Raw genomic sequence first — 20,639 nt, 5'->3', positions numbered from 1 at the left:
TATATCTGAGTGGTGATTAATAATGATTCAGGCAATATTAGTTGACGATGAACGGCTTGCCCTTGTGAAATTAGAGTTTATGTTAAAAAAAATACCATCCATACATATAGCCGCTTCCTATACGGACCCCTCGCAGGCCATTCAAGAGGCTCCGTCTTATCATCCTGACGTTATTTTTATTGATATTGAAATGCCTGAAATTAATGGTCTTCAAGCTGCCGAGATGCTCCAAGAGACCTGTCCAAACGCAAATATTATCTTTGTTACCGCGTATAACCATTATGCTGTGGAAGCCTTTGAGATCAATGCGCTCGATTATATTTTGAAGCCTGTGCGAAATGACCGACTACTGAAGGCCGTCCAACGGTTAGAAGAAAGATTGTCACTTGCCCCAAAACTCATCATTGCAACAGAAGAGGTAACCATTCGTTGTCTTCAATCGCTTCGTTTTGAACGAGGTGGACAATCTCTGAATAATCTGCGTTGGAGAACCTCTAAGGCCCAAGAGTTATTTGCTTTTTTGCTCCATAATCGCAACCGCTTTGTAAGTAAAGACATGCTGATTGAACTGCTGTGGCCTGACTTTAATCTGAAAAAGGCTTCTACCCATCTCTATACAACAATTTATCAAGTCCGGCAATGCTTAAAGCAGAATGAAGTCGACCTGCATATCAGCAACCTTAGCGGGGGGGAAGGCTATACCCTTGAAACCGGATCAATGTTGATCGATGTAGATAAGTGGGAACAGGGGATTCTGGCTCTGGAAACCATTAGTGAAGTTAATTGTGCGGAGCATCAAGTTTTATTCGAGCTTTATTCTGGAGATTACTTTGACGATTATGATTATTTATGGGCCGAAAGTGAGCGGCAACGCCTTCGTACCATTTGGCTGCACCATGCAATGGGCATTGCCCAATTTTATATAGAAAGCAACAGAATTGCCGAAGCCGTTACTGTCTATCAACGAGTAGTGCAGCTGCAGCCTTATTTTGAACAAGGGCATTTAGGATTAATGAAGGTCTACGACAGTATTGGAGAACGTTCCGCTGTGGAAGAGCAGTACAAGCTGCTCAAGGATTTGTTCCAAAAGGAACTTAACCTTGGCCTTCCAGCCAGCGTTGAGCACTGGTACGAGCAATGGGAACAGTTTAACCATAGAGTGCGATGAGCTAAATACCCTATCAAGACATAATAAAGACACCCGGTTTTATCCGGGTGTCTTTATTATTACCTTCCTAGTTATTACGTTTGAATCGTCTTGTTAATACAAACCCTAGTAGTACCAGACTTCCACCTACCAAGTAGATCGGAAATGCGCTGTCTTCTCCCGTTTTCGGAAGCTGAGTCGGTTTATTGCTGTTATTTCCTGGCTTAGTAACTGTACCCTTTGGTACTTCCTCCACATCAATCTCTATAAGGATTTCTTCTTCATTTCCATTCTCATCTGTAACAATAATGGTGAACTTATCTTTACCAATATAGCCCGGATCAGGTGTGTAGACCCATTTGCCATCCTTAGTAATAATTACTTTACCATGTCCCGGCTCATCTCCCAGGCTTGGCACTCCCCCAAGTGGAATTTCACCTTCAATAGGAACATCTTCATTGGTAATCTCTTTCTGCACAGGTGGAGTTACCTGCGGAACAACAGGCGTACTAGTTGCCACAGGCTGGCTTGGAGTAGCTGTGGGCGTAACCGTTGGCGTTGCTGTCGACACTGGCGTTACCATCGGTGTTGGTGAAGGTGTTGCCACCACAACTGGTGTTGCTGTTGGCGTAGAAGTAACGACTACTTCCGGAGTCGGTGATGGTGTCCAGATAGGACCTGTCGGTTCCTCTGGCGTCGACGTTGGTGTTGCTGTCGGCGTCGACGTTGGTGTTGCTGTCGGCGTCGACGTTGGTGTTGCTGTCGGCGTCGACGTTGGTGTTGCTGTTGGCGTCGACGTTGGTGTTGCTGTTGGCGTCGACGTTGGTGTTGCTGTTGGCGTCGACGTTGGTGTTGCTGTTGGCGTCGACGTTGGTGTTACTATCGGCGTCGACGTTGGTGTTGCTGTTGGCGTCGACGTTGGTGTTACTGTTGGCGTCGACGTTGGTGTTACTGTCGGCGTCGACGTTGGCGTTGCTGTCGGCGTCGACGTTGGTGTTGGTGTTGCTGTTGGCGCTGGCGTTGGTGTTACCGTTGGTGCTGGCGTTACGGTCGGTATAGGCGTTGCTGTTGGTGTCGGAACTTTGTTTTTTACCTCAAGGCTTATCCCTGTCGTCGAAGAAATAGTCACTTCATGTGGTGTTTGATCAAGAACATAACCAGCAGGCGCTGTTTTCTCAATTAATACATATTTCCCACCTGTCAGTTTAGTAAATTCAAGTATCCCGTTGGTATCCGTAGTGCCTTCCTTAATCCAGATCTTATCGGCATCAACTACGCGATACAGATCAAAAACGGCCCCACTTAACACCTTACTCGTATTCCCGTCTTCTACTTTGGTAATCGTCAACGGTCCTCTTACGCCGCTTCCTGTACCGGAGCCGCTAGAGAGCTTAACGATAATTTCTTCGGTACTTACACCTGGAACTACCTTGATGTTTTTACCATCGAAACTAACCTGATTGGTTACTTTATCATTGTTTTGTGCTGTGATCAGGGAATCATATTTTAAAATATAAGCTTCGGAAATATCCTTGAGGAAACTAAGCTTAAAGCTTTCTTTTCCGTCATTATCCGTAGTGATTTCCAGCTTATAATCTGTACCACTCACCAATTCTTGGTTGGTGGATGTTACATCCCCATTGCTCGCAACTTTCGTTTTGTAGACATGGAATGTATTGGACAGCAGGATTTGATTGTCGCTTGGAATATCCGTAATTACCGCTTCTTTTACAAAAGATTGGTTACGGTTGATGTAAATTGTCCAATGAATTTTATTGCCATCCTGCGCACCTTCTTTGTTAACATATTCCCCGCCCTGAGGGATATTAACAGAAGCTTGCAGTTTAGCGGACTCTACTTTCGTACCGTCATATAACGTAGCTGTATTTTTAATTTCATTTGAATCAATCGCTTGATCCGCGAACGTTGTTTTGAAAGTGACGTAGAACGCATAATTAATCGTTTTATTAAATGTCACCTTCAGCTCACTGCCATCCAGCTCCACTTTATAATCAGCAGAATTCACACTAGCTTGAGGAGAAGGATTTCCATCCTTTCCATACTCCCATTTATTCACTTTCACAGAATCCATATTTACAACTTGGCCAGCTGAAATGGTATCAACCAGTTGAGCTTGGCTTAACGTTTTCTGATTATAATTAGCCCCAATGTTCCAAGTGATTTCCTTAGTTACAGCATTGTAGGAACCACTCTTCTTCCCATTGTTTTTAACCTCATCTCTTGGATTAAAGGTTACGGTCGCTTCTTTGTGCTTAGACTCCTGCACCCCATTAACCGTTTCTTTCCAATCGAGTGCACCTGTATTAGTGAATTGAGTTTTGCCCGGAGCCAGCCAATCATAGTTAAAGCTTGTTGTATAAGTAATTGTGTAAGGCTCATTTATCGGCGCATTAAAAGTAATCACAAATCCATCGTTTACTGCAACCGGATCATGCGCATTGTAAACAACACTATGGACGGTAGCAGTTCCACCTTTAGTTGGTTGAACCTTTAATGTACCCGGGACAAGCTTTAATCCGGCATTGCCAAAAGTATCTGTCACCACTAAATTTTCCATAGTCTTGCTGTCATCGTTAATTTGGATAGTCCAATCGAGGGTCTTAGTCGCATAATTAACGTTGCTATAATTTTTATGGAGAATTTGCTGCTTAATATCACTGTAACCCGTTTCTGTTTTTCCATCATAAGTAATCTTGTTCATAATCTGACCATCAACAAATACTCTGCCGTTTGCCTTTGTCTGATATTCAATACGGTAGGAAGAATTTATATCATTGTTAAACTTCAGATCAAAACCGTTTAATCCCGTTGCAGTCGTTGGAGTTATTGTATATTCGCTTGAAGCGATTTCTGCGCTTTTAACCCCGTTGCCATTACTGTCGATCGTTACAGGATAAACTTTAACCGAGCTGAGAATAAGATCTTGGGTGTTATTGAATGTATCCTTCAAAATAGCATTTGCCGCTAAAATTGTTTTTTCATTGTAATTGAAATTAACAGCCCAGGAAATTAACTGATTCGCTGCATCGTATTTGGTGGACTCTTTTGAAAGTGGTTTGCCACGTCCTACTGTAACTGTAGTGCTAGCCTTTTTAGAGAATCCGTTATCTCCTGTTAAGACTGCCTCATTAAAAAAGGTTTTCGCATCTACACCAGTACCCGTAATATCCGTAGAGAAGCCAATCCGGTAGGCCTTAGTAAGCGGGTTATCCGCAAATTTCAGCTTTAACTCTCCCAAAGTGGATCCTGTCACATCATACTTGCTGCTGTCCACTATACTGCCAAGACTCACAGTCCCATCGACCTTCACATCAAGCTCATAAACAGCAATAGATACCGTATTCAGTGATAATCCCGCAGGGAGTGTGTCTGTGACAACTGCATTTTTTACGCTTTCCAGTGCCTTATTCACATCAACCGTCCAAGCGATGCTTGTTGGGTTATAATACTGCGGCTTAGGCGAACCGTCTTTTTCTATAGTAGAGCTAACCTTCGGCTTAAAATTAAGCTCAATGGTCTGAGTACCGCCTTGTATCGGGAAAATCAGGGTTTGCTTCGTGGAGCCAGTAATCTTCTTGGAGCTCAAAAGTGACCTTACGGAGAAAGTCCCTCCCACCTTATCGTGGGTTTCGATATAAGCATTAAATGTAAATACAACGCGGTTAGTATTTTTGTCGACGGTATAAGTCCCTACAGGTTCATCGTCAAAAATAAGATCACCATTCAGATCGTTATAAAGTTCAAACTGTGTTGGAAGATCAAAGGTATAGGTGGACCCCTCCTTATATCCATGCCCATCTGGAAGTGACCATGTATAGTTCAATTCCGAATAGGAATCAAGTTCATATACACTTTCTGTAACCGTATTTGTGTATTTATCATCGGTGTATACAGCAAGCGTAACACTAGTAATGAGGTCATCTCCAATTACAGTACCGTTGCCACTCGCATATGCCTGCGAATTGACTCCAAAGCCTAAGCTGTAAGCCCATTGCGTCACAAGCAAGAATACTACGAGCAATGCGCTAATTTTCTTTTTTGATAACATTATTAAAAATGCCTCCTTTGTCACTCCGTTTATCGTGCTTTTCCTAAGCTTTATCCTTTGAATCCCGTACTCTACTCCCCCGCATTAACCTCCTTGACCCTTTCTCATGATATAAATTTGCAACCTAACAACTATTGTAAATAGTCCATCTATACATAATCTGAACAGCGTCCTATTACAGTCTTAGAGATCTTTTTATTGCAAAAAAAAACAGGGATATGCGCAATAACTCGCATATCCCTGTCTTATTTGCTACTTAATGGAAAGTAAAAATAACATTGTACATTTTATAGACTAGCGTGATCACGTTTGGTGTAAGTCTTGCGTTTCTCCAGAAGCTTGTTAAGCGCATCAATATAAGCGCGGGCACTTGCTTCCAGAATATCGGTGCTAAGTCCACGACCTTGTGCAGCTACTTCTCCCTGCGACAGTACTACATGAACCTCACCTTGCGCATCTTTACCACGGGAGACCGATTTAATCGAATAATCTCCAAGGGTAACTTCCTCATTCGTGGCTTTATCAATAGCATTGTAAATGGCATCTACTGAACCATTACCTTCTGCCTCAGCTACAATCGGCTGGTCTTCCGGACCCGCAATAATAACCTTGGCGGTTGGAACAGCTTCATTACCATAAGTAACGAACATCGTTTGCAGCTTAAAGACTTCTGGCGTATCAATTAATTTCTCTTCAATCAAAGCCAAAATGTCTTCATCTGATACTTCTTTTTTCTTATCTGCCAAATCCTTAAATCTAGAAAAAGCGGTGTTCAGCTCTTCTTCGGACACATCATACCCTAGATCACTCAACTTATCGCGGAAAGCGTGACGTCCAGAGTGTTTGCCGAGTACCAGCTTGCTCTCTTTAAGTCCAATAGTCTCCGGTGTCATGATCTCGTAGGTAGTTTTCTCTTTCAGCATCCCGTCCTGGTGAATACCCGATTCATGAGCAAATGCGTTAGCTCCTACAATCGCTTTATTCCCTGGAACCACCATACCTGTCAGCTTGCTGACCAGACGGCTTGTGCGAGAGATCTCGGATAACGTAAGCGATGTTTTTGCGCCAAAAAATTCAGCCCGTGTCTCAAGCGCTAGCGCAACTTCTTCAATCGCTGTGTTCCCGGCACGTTCACCGATACCGTTGATCGTTCCTTCGATCTGATCTGCACCATTCTGAATCGCAGCCAGCGTATTTGCTGTAGCCATACCAAGATCGTTATGACAATGGGCACTAAGCTGTACGCGTTCAATATCAGGCACATTCTCTTTTAGATATTTAAAGATAGCTCCGTACTCCGAAGGATTCAAATAACCTACAGTATCCGGGATATTAACAACATTAGCGCCTTCCCGGATAGCCATGCCGACCATTTCAGCCATGAAATCATACTCCGTACGGCCCGCGTCTTCTAATGAAAACTCGAGCTTAGGGAAATATTTTTTAGCGTATCGGATAGCAGACTGTGCAGTTTCCAACACCTGAGCCTTATCCATCCGTAGCTTATGCTGGCGGTGAATAGGAGATGTAGCTAGAAAAATATGAATACAAGGGTCCTGCGCTCCCTGTAGTGCTTCTTTTACAGCATCAATATCTGTCTCTCTAGAACGAGAAAGGCCGATTACCGTGACGTTCTTCACAGCTCTTGCCACCGCATTAACAGAAGCTAGATCACCTGGAGAAGCTGCAGGAAAACCCGCTTCCATGCGATCAATTCCCAGCTTCTCTAACTGGTAAGCGATCTCCACTTTCTCACGCGTGTTGAGGTTCACACCTGGTGACTGCTCTCCATCTCGCAGTGTCGTATCGAACACATAAATTTTCCGCATGCTAAGCACCTCCCAAAAATTGTGCTGAAACTCTCAAATGCGGCTCGCAAAGTCACGGCCGCATTTGAAGGTAATACTATTTAATCATAAGTATGATTATGATTATTTCTTAATCCAGTGCATCATTTCACGCAATTGGCTACCTACAACTTCTACTGGGTGAGCAGCTTCGTTGCGGCGAGTAGCGGTAAGGAAAGCACGTCCGGATTGGTTTTCAAGGATAAAGTCACGAGCGAATTTACCTTCTTGAATATCTGTCAGAACAGCTTTCATAGCTTTTTTAGTATCTTCAGTTACAATGCGTGGTCCAGTTACATAGTCACCGTACTCAGCAGTGTTACTGATGGAATCGCGCATGCTGGACAATCCGCCTTCGTATACCATGTCAACGATCAGCTTCAATTCGTGCAGACATTCGAAGTAAGCCATTTCAGGAGCATATCCTGCTTCAGTCAATGTTTCGAAGCCAGCTTTGATCAGTGCGGATACACCACCGCAAAGTACAGCTTGTTCACCGAACAAGTCAGTTTCGGTTTCTTCACGGAAAGAAGTTTCGATAACCCCTGCACGTGTACAGCCGATACCTTTTGCATAAGCAAGACCGATTTCTTTAGCTTTTCCAGTTGCATCTTGTTCGATAGCAATCAAGCCAGGAACGCCAAAGCCTTCAACATAAGTACGACGAACCATGTGACCTGGAGATTTTGGTGCTACAAGCAGCACGTCTGCATCTTTAGGAGCAACGATTTGTCCAAAGTGTACGTTAAATCCGTGGGAGAACATCAAAGCTGCGCCTTTTTTGAGGTTTGGTTCTACTTCATTTTTATATACCGAAGCCTGTGTTTCATCTGGCATTAGGATTTGCACAACATCTGCACGGGATACTGCTTCAGCAACTGGCAATACTTCAAAACCGTCATTTTTCGCAGTTTCAAAAGATTTACCTTCACGAAGACCGATGACAACTTGAAGACCACTGTCACGCAGGTTTTGTGCTTGGGCATGTCCTTGGCTACCGTACCCGATTACCGCAATTGTCTTTCCTTTTAATACACTAAGTTCTGCATCCTGTTCATAGTACGTTGTAACTGCCATTGTCAATATCCTCCTTTAATTTGAGACCCATCATAAAGAGCGGGTGCTTCAAGAGAACTGGATTCATAGAAGATCTAGCTGCTCCTCAAGCTCCCGCTCTTTAGCGGGAAGTTCATTCATATCATATCAGATTAATGCAATCAAGCAGTAATCCGTTAAAGTCGCAAAATAAAATATTTAAGAGTTACCGCGTACCATAGCCGTAATACCCGTGCGAGACAGCTCTCTGATTCCATAAGGTTTCAAAAGCTCGATCATCGCATCAATCTTCACTGTATCTCCAACTACCTGTACTAACAATGTAGTGCTGCCAATATCAACAACTGAAGCCCGGAAGGTTTCTACAACGCCCATAATTTCCGGACGCTCACTTGGATCAGCATTCACTTTAATCAGAGCCAGCTCACGAGCAACCATTGGCTTAGATCCAAGATCAACGACTTTAATTACATCAATTAACTTGTAGAGCTGCTTCTCGATTTGTTCAAGCGTATGCTGGTCTCCAAGAGTAACGATAACCATCCGGGACAATCCAACCTCTTCAGACTGGCCAACCGTAATACTCTCAATATTAAATCCGCGGCGACCGAACAAACCCGACACCCGTTGAAGCACACCCGGCTGGTCATTTACGAGTACAGAAATCGTATGTCTTGTCACTGTTATTCATCCCCCATCAGCATATGATCGATGGTTGAACCTTGAGTTACCATCGGGTAGACATTCTCGTCTTTTGGGACAACGAATTCTACCAATACTGGACCCGGTGTTTCCAGTGCCTTCTGCCATGCATCACGTGCTTCTTCCTTATTCGTCGCCCGTAGACCTTTTACGCCATAGGCCTCAGCCAGCTTAACGAAGTCCGGACTGCCTGCGAGATCTGTAAAGCTGTAACGTTTATCATAGATAAGATTCTGCCATTGGCGAACCATGCCAAGCACCTGATTGTTAATTACTACAATTTTGACTGGTATATTGTTAATCGCACATATTGCTAGCTCTTGGGAACACATTTGCATGCCGCCATCACCATTAATCGATACTACCAACCGTTCAGGATGTGCCATCTGTGCACCGATAGCTGACGGGAATCCGAAGCCCATCGTTCCAAGACCACCTGAAGTAATCCATGAACGCGGATGATTGAACTTATAGTATTGTGCAGCCCACATTTGATGCTGACCAACATCCGTTGTGACAATCGCTTCACCTTTAGTGGTGTCATTGATCATTTCAATTACCCATTGTGGTTTAAGCTCTGTTTCTGAATCCTTATACCGAAGCGGCTGATCTAGCTTCCACTGAGCAATCTGTGTTCTCCAAGCATCAGCATTAGATGCGCGGCCAACCTCAGGATTCAGCATTTCCAATACAGTTTTCACATCGCCTACAATCGGAATATCAGGCGATACATTTTTCCCGATTTCTGCAGGGTCTATATCGATATGCACGATTTTGGCTTTTGGCGCGAAGCCGTCCAGTCTGCCAGTAACACGATCATCAAAACGTGCACCGATATTAATGAGCAAATCGCACTGTTGAATCGCATTATTCGCGGTATACGTACCATGCATACCCGGCATTCCCATCCAAAGTTCTTCTGCACTAGGGAAAGCTCCGAGACCCAGCAAGGTTGTAGTAATTGGAATCTCTGTCCGTTTCACGAATTCGAACATAGCTTCATGTGCTCCGGAGTAAATAACTCCACCACCTGCAATGATAATCGGACGTTCAGCAACCGCAATCGCACGAACCAATTTGTCAAGCTGCAGTTTGTTTGGAACTGTACAAGGATTGTAGCCCCGAAGATTCACTGTTTTCACTGGTGTGAACAACGTCTTCGCTGCTGACACGTCTTTCGGAATATCGATCAACACTGGACCTTTACGACCGGTATTCGCCACATGGAAAGCTTCATGTATAACACGCGGGAGATCCTCAACATCTCTTACAAAGTAGCTATGCTTAGTGATTGGCATCGTTATCCCGGTAATGTCTGCTTCCTGGAAAGCATCTGTACCGATCAGGCTGGAGAATACGTTACCTGTGATTACAACCAATGGAGTGGAGTCCATATATGCTGTAGCAATACCTGTTACAAGATTCGTTGCTCCGGGACCCGAGGTAGCAATACATACCCCTGGTTTGCCACTTGCTCTAGCGTAACCGTCAGCTGCATGAATAGCACCTTGCTCATGACGTGTTAACACGTGATTGAAATCCGTAAAACCGTACAATGCATCATAGATGTACAATACAGCTCCACCCGGATATCCGAATACAGTGTCTACACCTTCTAATACAAGGCTGCGGAGTAATATCTCGGAACCGGAAATGACCTCCGGCTCCATCCATTTTTCTTTTAACTGCTCAGTAGACCGTAATTCCGGTATTTGCGCGCTCATCAGTATTCCTCCTCCGATATTTAACATTCATTATGCAAATGACGGACCGTCCTTTATACATCAGCAAATGGTTCCTTATAAAACAAAAAAACCTTTCGCCTCCCACGCACAGTATTAGCGCGTGAGGGACGAAAGGTTGATCTTCCGTGGTACCACCCATGTTTGCATTACATCTCGCGATGCAACGCCTTATCAGGTATACAAAAATCCATCGATGTAGGCAAGGGCCCTAATCTCTGTAACCTGAAGTCCCTAACGCGGACTAAACGATTTCCCCTAATAATTCCACCACTCTAGCCAGTGGACCTTTCAGGAAAACAGCTCCGAGGTGAGCTCGTATATAAGGGATTTCGGTGGAGGTTGCAGCAGATCCTCACACTCTCTGAGCAAAAGAGCCCTTAAAACTTCGTCCTCATCATTGCCGATACATGTATGTTCGATAAAATGTTTAGACACATTATATGATTCCTAACATGGATAAGTCAATACCCTTATTTTTAATATTGTCACAACTCCTACTTCTACGTGCTGGGAACCCCCACCCCGCTCCCGACATATGATGTACGACAATGCGTAGAAAGGGGGCGCTCTATGATCCGTTATCGTCGACCCAAGCAGGATGACGTCATTATCCTTGATTTAATCGAGCGACAGCTTGTACCATTATCTCATTTGCCAAAGACTGAAATTGCCAAAATCAAAAAAGATATCCCCCGTCGTCTGGGACACGGTATCACCTTAGTCGCCTGTCCCGACTATGAGAGTGATCCAATGGGGTTTGTCCATTTCCTGCTGCATGGTGATTTACTTTATATCGATATGTTAGCCATAGCACCCGCAGCACGGCGCAAACACTTGGGGAATATGCTCATGGATCGAGCAGAACGATTTGCACTATCACGCGGATGTCATCGGGCTAAGGTATCCGTCGATTTAGGAAATACAGCAGCTCTTGCCTTTTATCAAAAATTGGGCTACAGCGTAGCCCGTTATCAATCCCTAAGCTTCTGTTACGAACTGGAAAAAAGGTTCATCTAATTAAATCAAAACTCAACTGAACTTAAAAGAATCCGAAAGGTGGATAGGGTGTGCCTCCGTACCCATAGCCTCCATAAGGATTGCCATAGCCAGGACCTCCACCATAAGGCACTCCACCGCCATAGCCACCACCAAAAGCATAAGGTGCTGTACCAATGGCAAGCAAATCAAACAACACTAAAGGAATGATTGCTTTGGTTTGTACTTTTTTACCACTTACGCGTTGTAATATCAGACGATTTCCGGATACACGCAGCAGTTTACCTGTCACCTGAGTACCGTCTTTTTTTACTGCAATGATCTGCTTACCTACGAGTCTCATAACTTGCTTCTTCGTAACTGGCTTAGTCATATGATCCCCTCCTAAATGTTTTGTACGCCTCTCATTCGCATCATCTACAAAACAGTCTATTCGTTGGAAAGGACCTTCGCCTGTACACTTGCCCTCCTACCTCAATGTTTATCCTTGCTGATCCTAATAAAAAAGCCGTATTTCCGGGAAAAGACCGGAAATACGGCTTTGAATAGTTACATGTCTATCGCTTACCAGGATCGTATGGCTGTCCTAATGCCTTAGGAGCAGAGGAACGGCCTACAGCCCCTACCAGTACGATGATAGTCAATACATAAGGGATCATAAAGATAAACTCTTGAGGAATATTTTGTGACCACTCATACAATTGAACATAGTTGCGAATCGCTTGGGAGAATCCGAAGAATACCGCTGCACCAAAGGCACCAAGTGGATTCCATTTCCCAAAGATCATCGCTGCAATGGCGATAAAACCTTGACCAGAGATTGTATTATGTCCAAAGGTTCCGGTTGTTGTTAAAGTGATTGTAGCCCCACCAATACCCGCCATCAATCCACTCAACATTACACCGATATATCTCATCCGATTAACTTTTACACCCAGTGTATCTGCAGCACTTGGATGCTCACCTACAGCACGCAAACGCAATCCAAATGGCGTCTTAAACAGAACCAAATAAATAACGATGACCAGTATAATGGCCAAATAAGTTGTAGGATAGGAATTAAAAATCCCTTCACCAATCACTGGGATTTTGGAGAGCCCAGGAATTGCAACCTTGCTGAATCCGTCAATGATCGGAGTTTCAGCAGATCCATCAAACAGGAGCTTTACCATGTAGAGCGTGCTGCCTGCAGCTAAAAAGTTAATAACCGTACCACTAATCGTCTGATCAGATTTAAAGGTTATAGATGCAACCGCATGAATTAGTGAGCCTAGCACACCAACAGCTATAGCACAGAGTACACCAACCCAAGGAGCCCATTCGCCCATTCCAGCGTCCTGAGCATAATAACCGCCTACTGCTGCCGCAAAGGCACCAAACATCATCAAACCTTCAAGTCCAATGTTTACGACACCGGAACGTTCAGAGAAGATGCCGCCAAGTGAGGCAAAAATGAGCGCTGTGGAAAAAACAAGCGTTGTATTAAGCAGTTGACCTAACGTCTGCAGATCCATCTATAACACCTTCTCTTTCTTGCGCTTGAAGTAAAAGGGCTTAAGCACCCAGCGCACAATCCCTTGTGCCGCAATAAAGAATATGATTGAACCAATAACAATACGAATAAGCTCCGGTGGAACATCTGCAGCAAAACTCATACCCGCAGAACCATAAGTCAGCGTACCGTAGAGAATCGCAGCCAGAATAACACCAAGTGGATGTGTTAAACCAAGAAGAGCAACGGCGATACCATCAAATCCATATCCTGGCGATGCCGCGAAAATAGCTTGATAATGGAATACACCAAGCACCTCTCCTGCTCCGGCCAGACCGGCGAATACACCACTTATGAACATTGCCTTCATAACGTTACGTCCAACATTCATCCCTGCATATTCGGCAGCATGTGGATTGTAACCAACTGCACGCATTTCGTAGCCCTGCTTGGTCTTCCATAAGTACACATAGAAGAATACCGCTGCAGCAAGAGCAATAGCTGTACCCCAGTGTAGACGTGCATTATCAAATATCGAATTCAAAAAGGTCATGGAAAGTGAGGCCGGAATATCCTCGGAACGATTTTGTCCTGGAAGCAACAAAAAGTTTCTAACGATATAATTCGACAGGTAAAGAGCGATCCAGTTTAACATGATTGTGGTAATAACTTCGTTAATCCCACGTTTTGCTTTCAAATAACCGGCAATCCCTGCCCATAAACCACCGCATACACCCGCAATAATTACAGCAAGCGGGACAAGCAGGAAGGATGGCAGACCTGCCATCTTAATACCCACCACTGTTGCCGCTGTCATACCAATCATTACTTGGCCATCTGCCCCGATATTAAACATCCCTGAACGGAATGCGAAAGCTACGGCTAGCCCTGTAAGCATTAATGGTGTCATTTCGCGCACAGCTTCACCAAAGTTATACAAATTACCAAACACCCGTTTGAACAGTGCGGAGTAAGCAGTTATCGGATCATAACCGCCCAGAAGCATAACTATTGCTCCCACAAGAAAACCAAGCACGATGGCAACCAGAGGAACGATGTAGCTGTCAGTTGTGAAGATTTTTTTGAACTTATTCAACTGCCTTACCTCCCCGCTGCAAGCTGCCTGCCATCATAAGACCCAGTTCCTGATCATTCGTATCTTGCGGGAACACTTCACCGACAATTTTCCCTTCATAGATAACAGCGATTCTGTCAGAAACGTTCATAATCTCGTCCAATTCAAAGGAAATAAGTAGAACAGCCTTTCCTTGATCACGCTGAGCTATAAGTTGCTTCTGAACAAATTCGATAGCCCCAACATCTAAACCGCGCGTAGGTTGTGCGGCAATTAACAATGTCGGATTTTTATCTATTTCCCGCGCAATAATCGCTTTCTGTTGATTTCCGCCGGATAAAGAACGTGCTTTGGTCTCTATTGAAGGTGTACGTACATCAAATTGCTCTATAAGCTTCGCTGCATACTTATCAATGACATCATTTTGCAAAAAGCCATTTTTGTTGTAAGGACTCTTATAATAGGTTTCCAAAACCATATTCTCACTCATGGTGAAATCAAGCACTAACCCATGCTTGTGGCGGTCCTCAGGAATATGAGAGACATTCATCTCTGAAACCTTCCGCGGTGATAAATTAGCAATTTCATTGCCAGACACGGTTATCGAACCCGAATCAATTTTGCGCAGACCTGTAATGGCCTGGATCAACTCACTTTGTCCATTGCCATCTACGCCAGCAATCCCGAGAATCTCCCCTGCTTTAACTTCAAAGCTAAGACCATCCAGTACGGAGACCCCATCTTTACTCTTACTGCTGACATCCTTCAGTTTGAGTACAGATTGGCCAACCTCAGGAGCTTTCTTGTCCACTTTGAAAGTTACGCCACGCCCAACCATTTTTTCAGCTAGCTCATTAGGGTTAGTCTCTGCGGTATTCACAGTATCAATTACTTTCCCACGTCTAATAATGGTGACCCGATCAGATATTTGCATGATTTCTTTAAGCTTATGCGTGATCAAAATAATGGATTTTCCCTCTGCAACAAGCCGCTTCATAATCGCCATGAGTTCCGTAATTTCTTGAGGCGTAAGTACTGCGGTCGGCTCATCAAATATGAGAATATCCGCTCCACGGTACAGGGTCTTCATAATCTCTACCCTTTGCTGCATACCTACCGAAATGTCATGAATAACGGCATTTGGATTCACTTGCAGGCCATATTGCTCCGATAGCTTCCGAACCTGTTCCGCAGCGGATTTATAGTCAATTTTAAGACCTTTTTTCGGCTCCATCCCAAGAACAATATTCTCGGTCACCGTAAAAGGCTCCACAAGCTTGAAATGCTGATGAACCATACCAATACCAAGCTCAATAGCTTTATTGGGGTTATCAATAATAACCGGTTTCCCGTCGATTTCAATACTGCCTTCATCCGGTTGATACAATCCAAATACAATATTCATTAAAGTGGACTTGCCTGCACCATTCTCACCAAGCAATGCAAGAATTTCACCCTTTTTAAGCGTCAAGCTAATGGAATCGTTAGCAACAATACCGGGAAAGCGTTTTGTGATTTGCTTCAACTCTACGACAGGAGCCGCAGCACTCATGGAATCACCCTCATCACAGAATATATAACTACCTTATAGACACGGATGTACCGCCCTTTGTAAGGCGGTATATCTATGTTCCTCATATCATAACCAGTGCTTTAACAAGGAATAAGGCCAGCACAACACCGGCCTTATTCTTTGATCCTTATTGTAATGCAATAAATGGAGACTAACTATTACTCGGAAGGAACAGTGATTGTTCCATCAATGATTTGTTTTTTGTATTCTTCAACTTTAGCCAGGATCTCTTCAGAAACGTTGTCCTTAGTATCAGAAATACCTACACCATTATCTTTCAGACCAAGAACGGTTGTAGTACCACCCTTGAACGTACCGTCAATTACTTCTTTAGAAACTTTAAGAACAGCTTCGTCTACACGTTTGATCATGGAAGTCAAAGTAACGTCAGTACCAAACTCGATGGATTGGTCTTTATCTACACCAATAACCCATACTTTAGAACCGCCTGCTTTGTTACGAGCTTTAGCTTCGTTGAATACGCCATTTCCTGTTTGTCCAGCAGCAGGGAAGATAATGTCGTTTCCGTCGTTATACAATGTAGCTGCAAGAGATTTACCAACGTCTGGTTTGTCATAACCACCAGCATAAGTAGGTGTTACTTTAGCTGAAGGGTTAACTGCTGCTACACCAGCTTTAAAGCCAGCTTCAAAACGTTTGATTACAGGGCTTTCCAGACCACCGATGAATGCAACTTTGTTAGTTTTTGTAGTCAGACCAGCAACCACCCCAACCAAGAAAGAACCTTCATTTTCGGAGAAAGTAACGGAAGCTACGTTAGGAGCTTCAACTACGCTATCAATGATAGCCAAGTTAGCATTTGGGTTCTCAGTAGCTACTTTTTTAATTGCGTCGCCAAGATCAAAACCAATACCCCAAGTCAAGTTGTATCCATCTTTAACGAAGGAGTTAAGGTTTGGCTCATAGTCAGCATTTGATTTACTTTGCAAGTACTTAACGCCACTACCTGTTTCTTTTTCAAGAGCTTGCAATGCTTCCCATGCGGATTGGTTAAACGATTTATCGTTTACGCCACCAATGTCAGTAACCATACCAAATTTGAAATCGGATTTAGGTGCGTTTGTTCCTGCATTGGTTCCTGCATTAGTTTCACCTTTAGCGGCGTTGTTATTGTTGTTTCCACAGCCTGTCAAAACGACTGTAAGAGACAGCAACATTGCAAGAGATAGCTTTAAACCTTTTTTCATTGAATGTAATCCCCCTTAAAATATTGGATGTCTTCTGTGTTCTGCTTGGACATTCCATTAGTTCAAATTATAACTGCAATAAAATCTAAAATCCAGTGCATAAATGACCTCAGGTCAATAATAATTTGCACTTTTTAGCAAGTAACCGCTTTCCATGACATAGCATGTTATAGTTATGTCTGGTTAATGTCAGAAACCCTGATTTTACTCTGTATAGTATTCCAACACATTACAAATATTATTGCACACTTAAGTGTTTTCTATTATTATGATTCCTTAGTAATTGCACTGAAAGGAAGTTATCAGATCATGACCGAAGAAATAAATCCACAAACAACACCGGCCTTCAAATATTGCCGTGAATCCCGTGTCTTCAAAACCGGACGCGTTTTCCCTAATGATGTCAATAATCACAAAACATTATTCGGCGGCAAGCTTATGAGCGGCATCGATGAAGTAGCCTCCATTTCAGCTATGCGCCATTGTCGAACTAACGTCGTCACAGCCTCTACAGACTCTGTAGACTTCTTGAGACCCATTCGGCCTACTGACTCCGTATGTTTTGAATCCTTCGTCTCCTGGACTGGACGGACAAGCATAGAGGTGTTTGTAAAGATCATTTCAGAAAATCTATATACTGGAGAGCGCGCTGTCGCTGCCACTTCATTTCTAACCTTTGTCGCAGTCGAAGAGGATGGCACACCTACTCCGGTTCCAGCTATTATCCCAGAGACAGACGAAGAGAAGCTGATCAATGAATCCGCTAATGAACGTTCCGAGCTGCGAAAAGTACGCCGCAACATCAGCAAAAAGCTCGCTGCTCAATTAAATACCATAAAGTATTGGGAATAGTTCTGCATCCGCAGAGCTTTTTCTTTTATGTAGGGAAACCCAATGCTGCTTCCTACCTATCTTACCGCACAAAAAAGCACCGCTGCATGGGCAACCCGCAGGCGGTGCTTTTCGGTTATATTACAACACTTACGCGTTGATTTTCTCTTTAGCAATACCAGCCAAGGAGTTGAATGCGTTAAGATCATTCACAGCCAGATCAGCCAGCATCTTACGGTTAACTTCTACACCAGCCAATTTCAGGCCGTATACAAGCTTGCTGTAAGAAAGACCGTTCAAACGAGCTGCTGCATTAATACGAACGATCCACAGTCTGCGGAAGTTACGTTTAGTTTGACGACGGTCGCGGTAAGCGTAAACCATCGATTTCATTACTTGTTCTTTAGCTGTTTTAAAAATACGGTGTTTAGAACCGAAATAACCTTTTGCCAATTTCAACACTTTTTTATGTTTACGACGAACTACAAATCCGCCCTTAACTCTTGCCATATTAATAAACCTCCCAAAAATGTGTAATAAACTATTTCAAGTTAGCTAATCCTTGTTTCAAACGTCTTACATCCCCAGGGGCCATTACTGGATTTCCGTTCAGAACGCGCTTAGCGCGTTTAGATTTGTGGGACAGCAAGTGGTTTTTGTGAGCTTTGTAACGTGTTACTTTACCAGTTCCGGTAATTTTGAAGCGGCCTTTCAGGCTGCTGTGTGTTTTCATCTTAGGCATGGTGTTTCCTCCTTGAATATTATGCGGCGCCAAATTGCAGATAAGCAAGTGACTCCAGATTTATTGAGCTTTAGGAGCCAAAATCATAATCATGCTGCGGCCTTCCAGCTTTGGCTGGCGCTCAACAACAGATATATCAGCCACTTCGTTCTTCACTCGTTCGAGGATTTTTTGGCCGATATTCGCGTGTGTAATCTCACGTCCGCGGAAACGTACGGAGCACTTCACTTTATCGCCCTCACCCAAGAACTTGATCACATTGCGGAACTTAGTTTGATAATCATGTTCCTCAATGTTAGCACGGAACCAGACTTCCTTGATATCAACGACCTTCTGGTTTTTACGCGCTTCCTTCTCTTTCTTCTGCGTTTCATAACGGAACTTGCCGTAATCCATGATGCGGCATACCGGCGGCTTAGCCTGTGGTGCTACATTGACTAGATCCAGATTAAGATCGATCGCCATTTGCAGCGCTTCGCGGATCGGTTTAATTCCGATTTGCTCACCTTCCGCACCAACCAACCGTACCTCTTTGGCCCGAATTTCATCATTGATCATATGTTCCTTACTGATAACTCTCCACCTCCGGATCTTTTTAACAACTATTCTCACGTAACTCCATAAAAAAGGGGTGCCGGTAACACCCGACACCCCGTGTTTGATCAACGTTCATGAACATTAACATTCATAAAGCATTGAGATCAAAACCAGCCGGCGAATATGCCAGTCAGGTGAGAAGCAGGTGCTTCTTCTTGCAATCCCTATGATTTGCGTACTTGAATACTATACACCACACTATTTGGGGTGTCAATCCTTTTAAGCAGAAATTTCGTGAACTTTATACCTGCTTACTTTGTACCTCTTCAAGTCGTACTACGCGAGTATGCTTGGTATGGCTCCATTGCTTATTGTTCTGCGTGAAGAACGCATAGAACGTAATCGGATACCACGAGATCAAGTAGATCGGGAAGAATACAAGATAAGCATATACTTTCTTGAACGTAACCTTCTCTAATGCCATCGCAATACCAAAAGTCACCAGATTGGCGCCAATAGCTAGGAAGCTGAGCCAGATCGGCAAGCTGCCATAAATGTTAGCGATATTCGGTCCGTTAAAGAACGCCATATCCACCCACATTACCGCCGTCATTAAAAAAGTGAGCAATACAATATATACATTCGCTCCATAAAGCGCGAGGTCAAACTTCGTTAAGCTGCGTTCTTTAATACTTTGCCAAAGCAATGGAAAAAAATAACGGCGAGCAACAGTGAAGTGCCCCTGCATCCAACGCAGACGCTGTCTTGAGGAGGCCTTGAAGGTTAACGGCTTCTCATCAAATACCTTTGCATCATAATTGAACTTAGGATATACACCATGTGCTGCACTACGCATCGTAAACTCCAAGTCCTCGACCAAACTTGTAGCTCCCCAGCCCATTTCTTTAAGAAGTGTGGTCTCAAAACACATTCCGGTTCCGCCAAGGAAGTTAGCCATATTTAAATTATGGCGTGAAAGTTGCCACAAACGGTTAATATACCAGTACGAAATACCATAAGCAGCTGTAATCCAGGAATCCTCTGGATTCTTGGTATCGATATAACCTTGGATTACTCGTGCACCTGAACAAAGATCATTATTCATCTCCATCAGGAACTCAGTATGCGCCAAGTTATCGGCATCGAACATGACAACAGCATCATATTGCCGCGGCATAGCCCACAGCTCTTTAAGCATCCATTCTATTGCGTAGCCTTTACCTCTCAGATTTGCATTGGTGCGGACACAAGCGTTCATGCCGTGTTCTCTAACGATGCGAGCTGTACCATCTGTACAATTGTCACAAATTACAAATACATCGTACAGTTCTGATGGATAATTAAGCTGCTTCAGATTCTCCATTAATGCGCCGACAACTTCTTCCTCGTTATGTGCGGCAACAAGTACGGCAAAAGATTTTTCCGGCTTATACTGCGTCTTTTTCTTTTTCCTGTGCAGCCCGAATAATGAAAACGTAAACTGATAGACTGCGATTGCTGCCAAGATCACTTGGAGCGTAACAAACAGTGCGTCTGTCATGACCTTTTGATGCCCCCTTTTTTCACTCTTGGTGTTCTTTTTTTCTCTCTAGCTTGCTTGACGTTCTTTCTGACCCTTT

General features: G+C 43.7%; 17 protein-coding genes. 3 read left to right on the top strand and 14 right to left on the bottom strand.

What is annotated here, in order from left to right:
- The first annotated feature begins 22 nt into the window (after nt 1–22).
- On the top strand, nt 23–1,168 hold the full coding sequence (locus NYE35_RS06740) for a response regulator (RefSeq protein ID WP_051491105.1): 1,146 nt from the start codon (nt 23–25) through the stop codon (nt 1,166–1,168).
- Between the two features lie 67 nt (nt 1,169–1,235).
- Here NYE35_RS06740 and NYE35_RS06735 read toward each other — a convergent pair whose 3' ends face one another.
- The 5 genes from NYE35_RS06735 to ilvB all read right to left on the bottom strand — a co-directional run bounded on the left by NYE35_RS06735 (nt 1,236) and on the right by ilvB (nt 10,545).
- A complete protein-coding gene (locus tag NYE35_RS06735; protein ID WP_341120458.1) occupies nt 1,236–5,216 on the bottom strand; it encodes a collagen binding domain-containing protein in 3,981 nt (1,326 codons plus the stop codon).
- Between the two features lie 287 nt (nt 5,217–5,503).
- A complete protein-coding gene (locus tag NYE35_RS06730) occupies nt 5,504–7,045 on the bottom strand; it encodes a 2-isopropylmalate synthase (RefSeq protein WP_036679482.1) in 1,542 nt (513 codons plus the stop codon).
- Between the two features lie 102 nt (nt 7,046–7,147).
- Entirely contained in the window at nt 7,148–8,140 is a 993-nt protein-coding gene (ilvC, locus tag NYE35_RS06725) for a ketol-acid reductoisomerase (protein ID WP_036679485.1), read from the bottom strand.
- 177 nt (nt 8,141–8,317) lie between these two features.
- Nucleotides 8,318–8,806 (bottom strand): acetolactate synthase small subunit, encoded by a 489-nt coding sequence (ilvN, locus tag NYE35_RS06720; RefSeq protein WP_170914191.1) that lies wholly within the window; start codon nt 8,804–8,806, stop codon nt 8,318–8,320.
- Nucleotides 8,803–10,545: a biosynthetic-type acetolactate synthase large subunit gene (gene ilvB, locus NYE35_RS06715; RefSeq protein WP_036679490.1), complete on the bottom strand. Its 1,743-nt coding sequence runs from the start codon at nt 10,543–10,545 to the stop codon at nt 8,803–8,805. The genes ilvN and ilvB overlap by 4 nt, the downstream gene beginning before the upstream one ends.
- 591 nt (nt 10,546–11,136) lie before the next feature.
- Between ilvB and NYE35_RS06710 the strand changes: the two genes are divergently transcribed.
- Nucleotides 11,137–11,583 (top strand): GNAT family N-acetyltransferase, encoded by a 447-nt coding sequence (locus tag NYE35_RS06710; protein ID WP_036679492.1) that lies wholly within the window; start codon nt 11,137–11,139, stop codon nt 11,581–11,583.
- Nucleotides 11,584–11,605: 22 nt separating this feature from the next.
- Here the strand turns inward: NYE35_RS06710 and NYE35_RS06705 are convergent, their stop codons facing one another.
- From NYE35_RS06705 to NYE35_RS06685, 5 genes are all read right to left on the bottom strand, one after another.
- Nucleotides 11,606–11,935: a hypothetical protein gene (locus tag NYE35_RS06705; RefSeq protein WP_036679494.1), complete on the bottom strand. Its 330-nt coding sequence runs from the start codon at nt 11,933–11,935 to the stop codon at nt 11,606–11,608.
- Between the two features lie 184 nt (nt 11,936–12,119).
- Nucleotides 12,120–13,076: an ABC transporter permease gene (locus NYE35_RS06700; RefSeq protein ID WP_036679496.1), complete on the bottom strand. Its 957-nt coding sequence runs from the start codon at nt 13,074–13,076 to the stop codon at nt 12,120–12,122.
- Nucleotides 13,077–14,150 (bottom strand): ABC transporter permease, encoded by a 1,074-nt coding sequence (locus tag NYE35_RS06695; RefSeq protein WP_076107269.1) that lies wholly within the window; start codon nt 14,148–14,150, stop codon nt 13,077–13,079.
- Nucleotides 14,143–15,681: an ABC transporter ATP-binding protein gene (locus NYE35_RS06690; protein ID WP_036679500.1), complete on the bottom strand. Its 1,539-nt coding sequence runs from the start codon at nt 15,679–15,681 to the stop codon at nt 14,143–14,145. The genes NYE35_RS06695 and NYE35_RS06690 overlap by 8 nt, the downstream gene beginning before the upstream one ends.
- A gap of 179 nt (nt 15,682–15,860) precedes the next feature.
- Nucleotides 15,861–16,910 carry a BMP family lipoprotein gene (locus NYE35_RS06685; RefSeq protein ID WP_036679503.1) on the bottom strand — a complete coding sequence of 350 codons (1,050 nt, stop codon included), beginning with the start codon at nt 16,908–16,910 and terminating at the stop codon, nt 15,861–15,863.
- A gap of 309 nt (nt 16,911–17,219) precedes the next feature.
- On the opposite strand from NYE35_RS06685, the gene NYE35_RS06680 reads away from it, so the two are divergent.
- The gene (locus tag NYE35_RS06680; protein ID WP_051491073.1) at nt 17,220–17,762 is read left to right on the top strand and encodes an acyl-CoA thioesterase; all 543 of its coding nucleotides are present in this window, start codon (nt 17,220–17,222) and stop codon (nt 17,760–17,762) included.
- A gap of 129 nt (nt 17,763–17,891) precedes the next feature.
- Here NYE35_RS06680 and rplT read toward each other — a convergent pair whose 3' ends face one another.
- From rplT to NYE35_RS06660, 4 genes are all read right to left on the bottom strand, one after another.
- Nucleotides 17,892–18,251 (bottom strand): 50S ribosomal protein L20, encoded by a 360-nt coding sequence (gene rplT / locus NYE35_RS06675; RefSeq protein WP_036679505.1) that lies wholly within the window; start codon nt 18,249–18,251, stop codon nt 17,892–17,894.
- A gap of 31 nt (nt 18,252–18,282) precedes the next feature.
- Entirely contained in the window at nt 18,283–18,483 is a 201-nt protein-coding gene (gene rpmI / locus NYE35_RS06670; RefSeq protein WP_036679507.1) for a 50S ribosomal protein L35, read from the bottom strand.
- A gap of 60 nt (nt 18,484–18,543) precedes the next feature.
- Nucleotides 18,544–19,041, bottom strand: a complete 498-nt coding sequence (gene infC, locus NYE35_RS06665) for a translation initiation factor IF-3 (RefSeq protein WP_036679510.1) — start codon at nt 19,039–19,041, stop codon at nt 18,544–18,546.
- A 280-nt stretch (nt 19,042–19,321) separates the two neighbouring features.
- Entirely contained in the window at nt 19,322–20,560 is a 1,239-nt protein-coding gene (locus NYE35_RS06660) for a glycosyltransferase family 2 protein (RefSeq protein WP_036679513.1), read from the bottom strand.
- Between the last annotated feature and the right edge of the window lie 79 nt (nt 20,561–20,639).

Origin of the sequence: Paenibacillus sp. FSL L8-0494 (genome assembly GCF_038003695.1) — a bacterium.
Lineage (GTDB): Bacteria > Bacillota > Bacilli > Paenibacillales > Paenibacillaceae > Paenibacillus_AQ > Paenibacillus_AQ odorifer.
The sequence above is the reverse complement of the archived record's forward strand: the minus strand, read 5'-3'. Positions and strand labels throughout refer to the sequence as shown.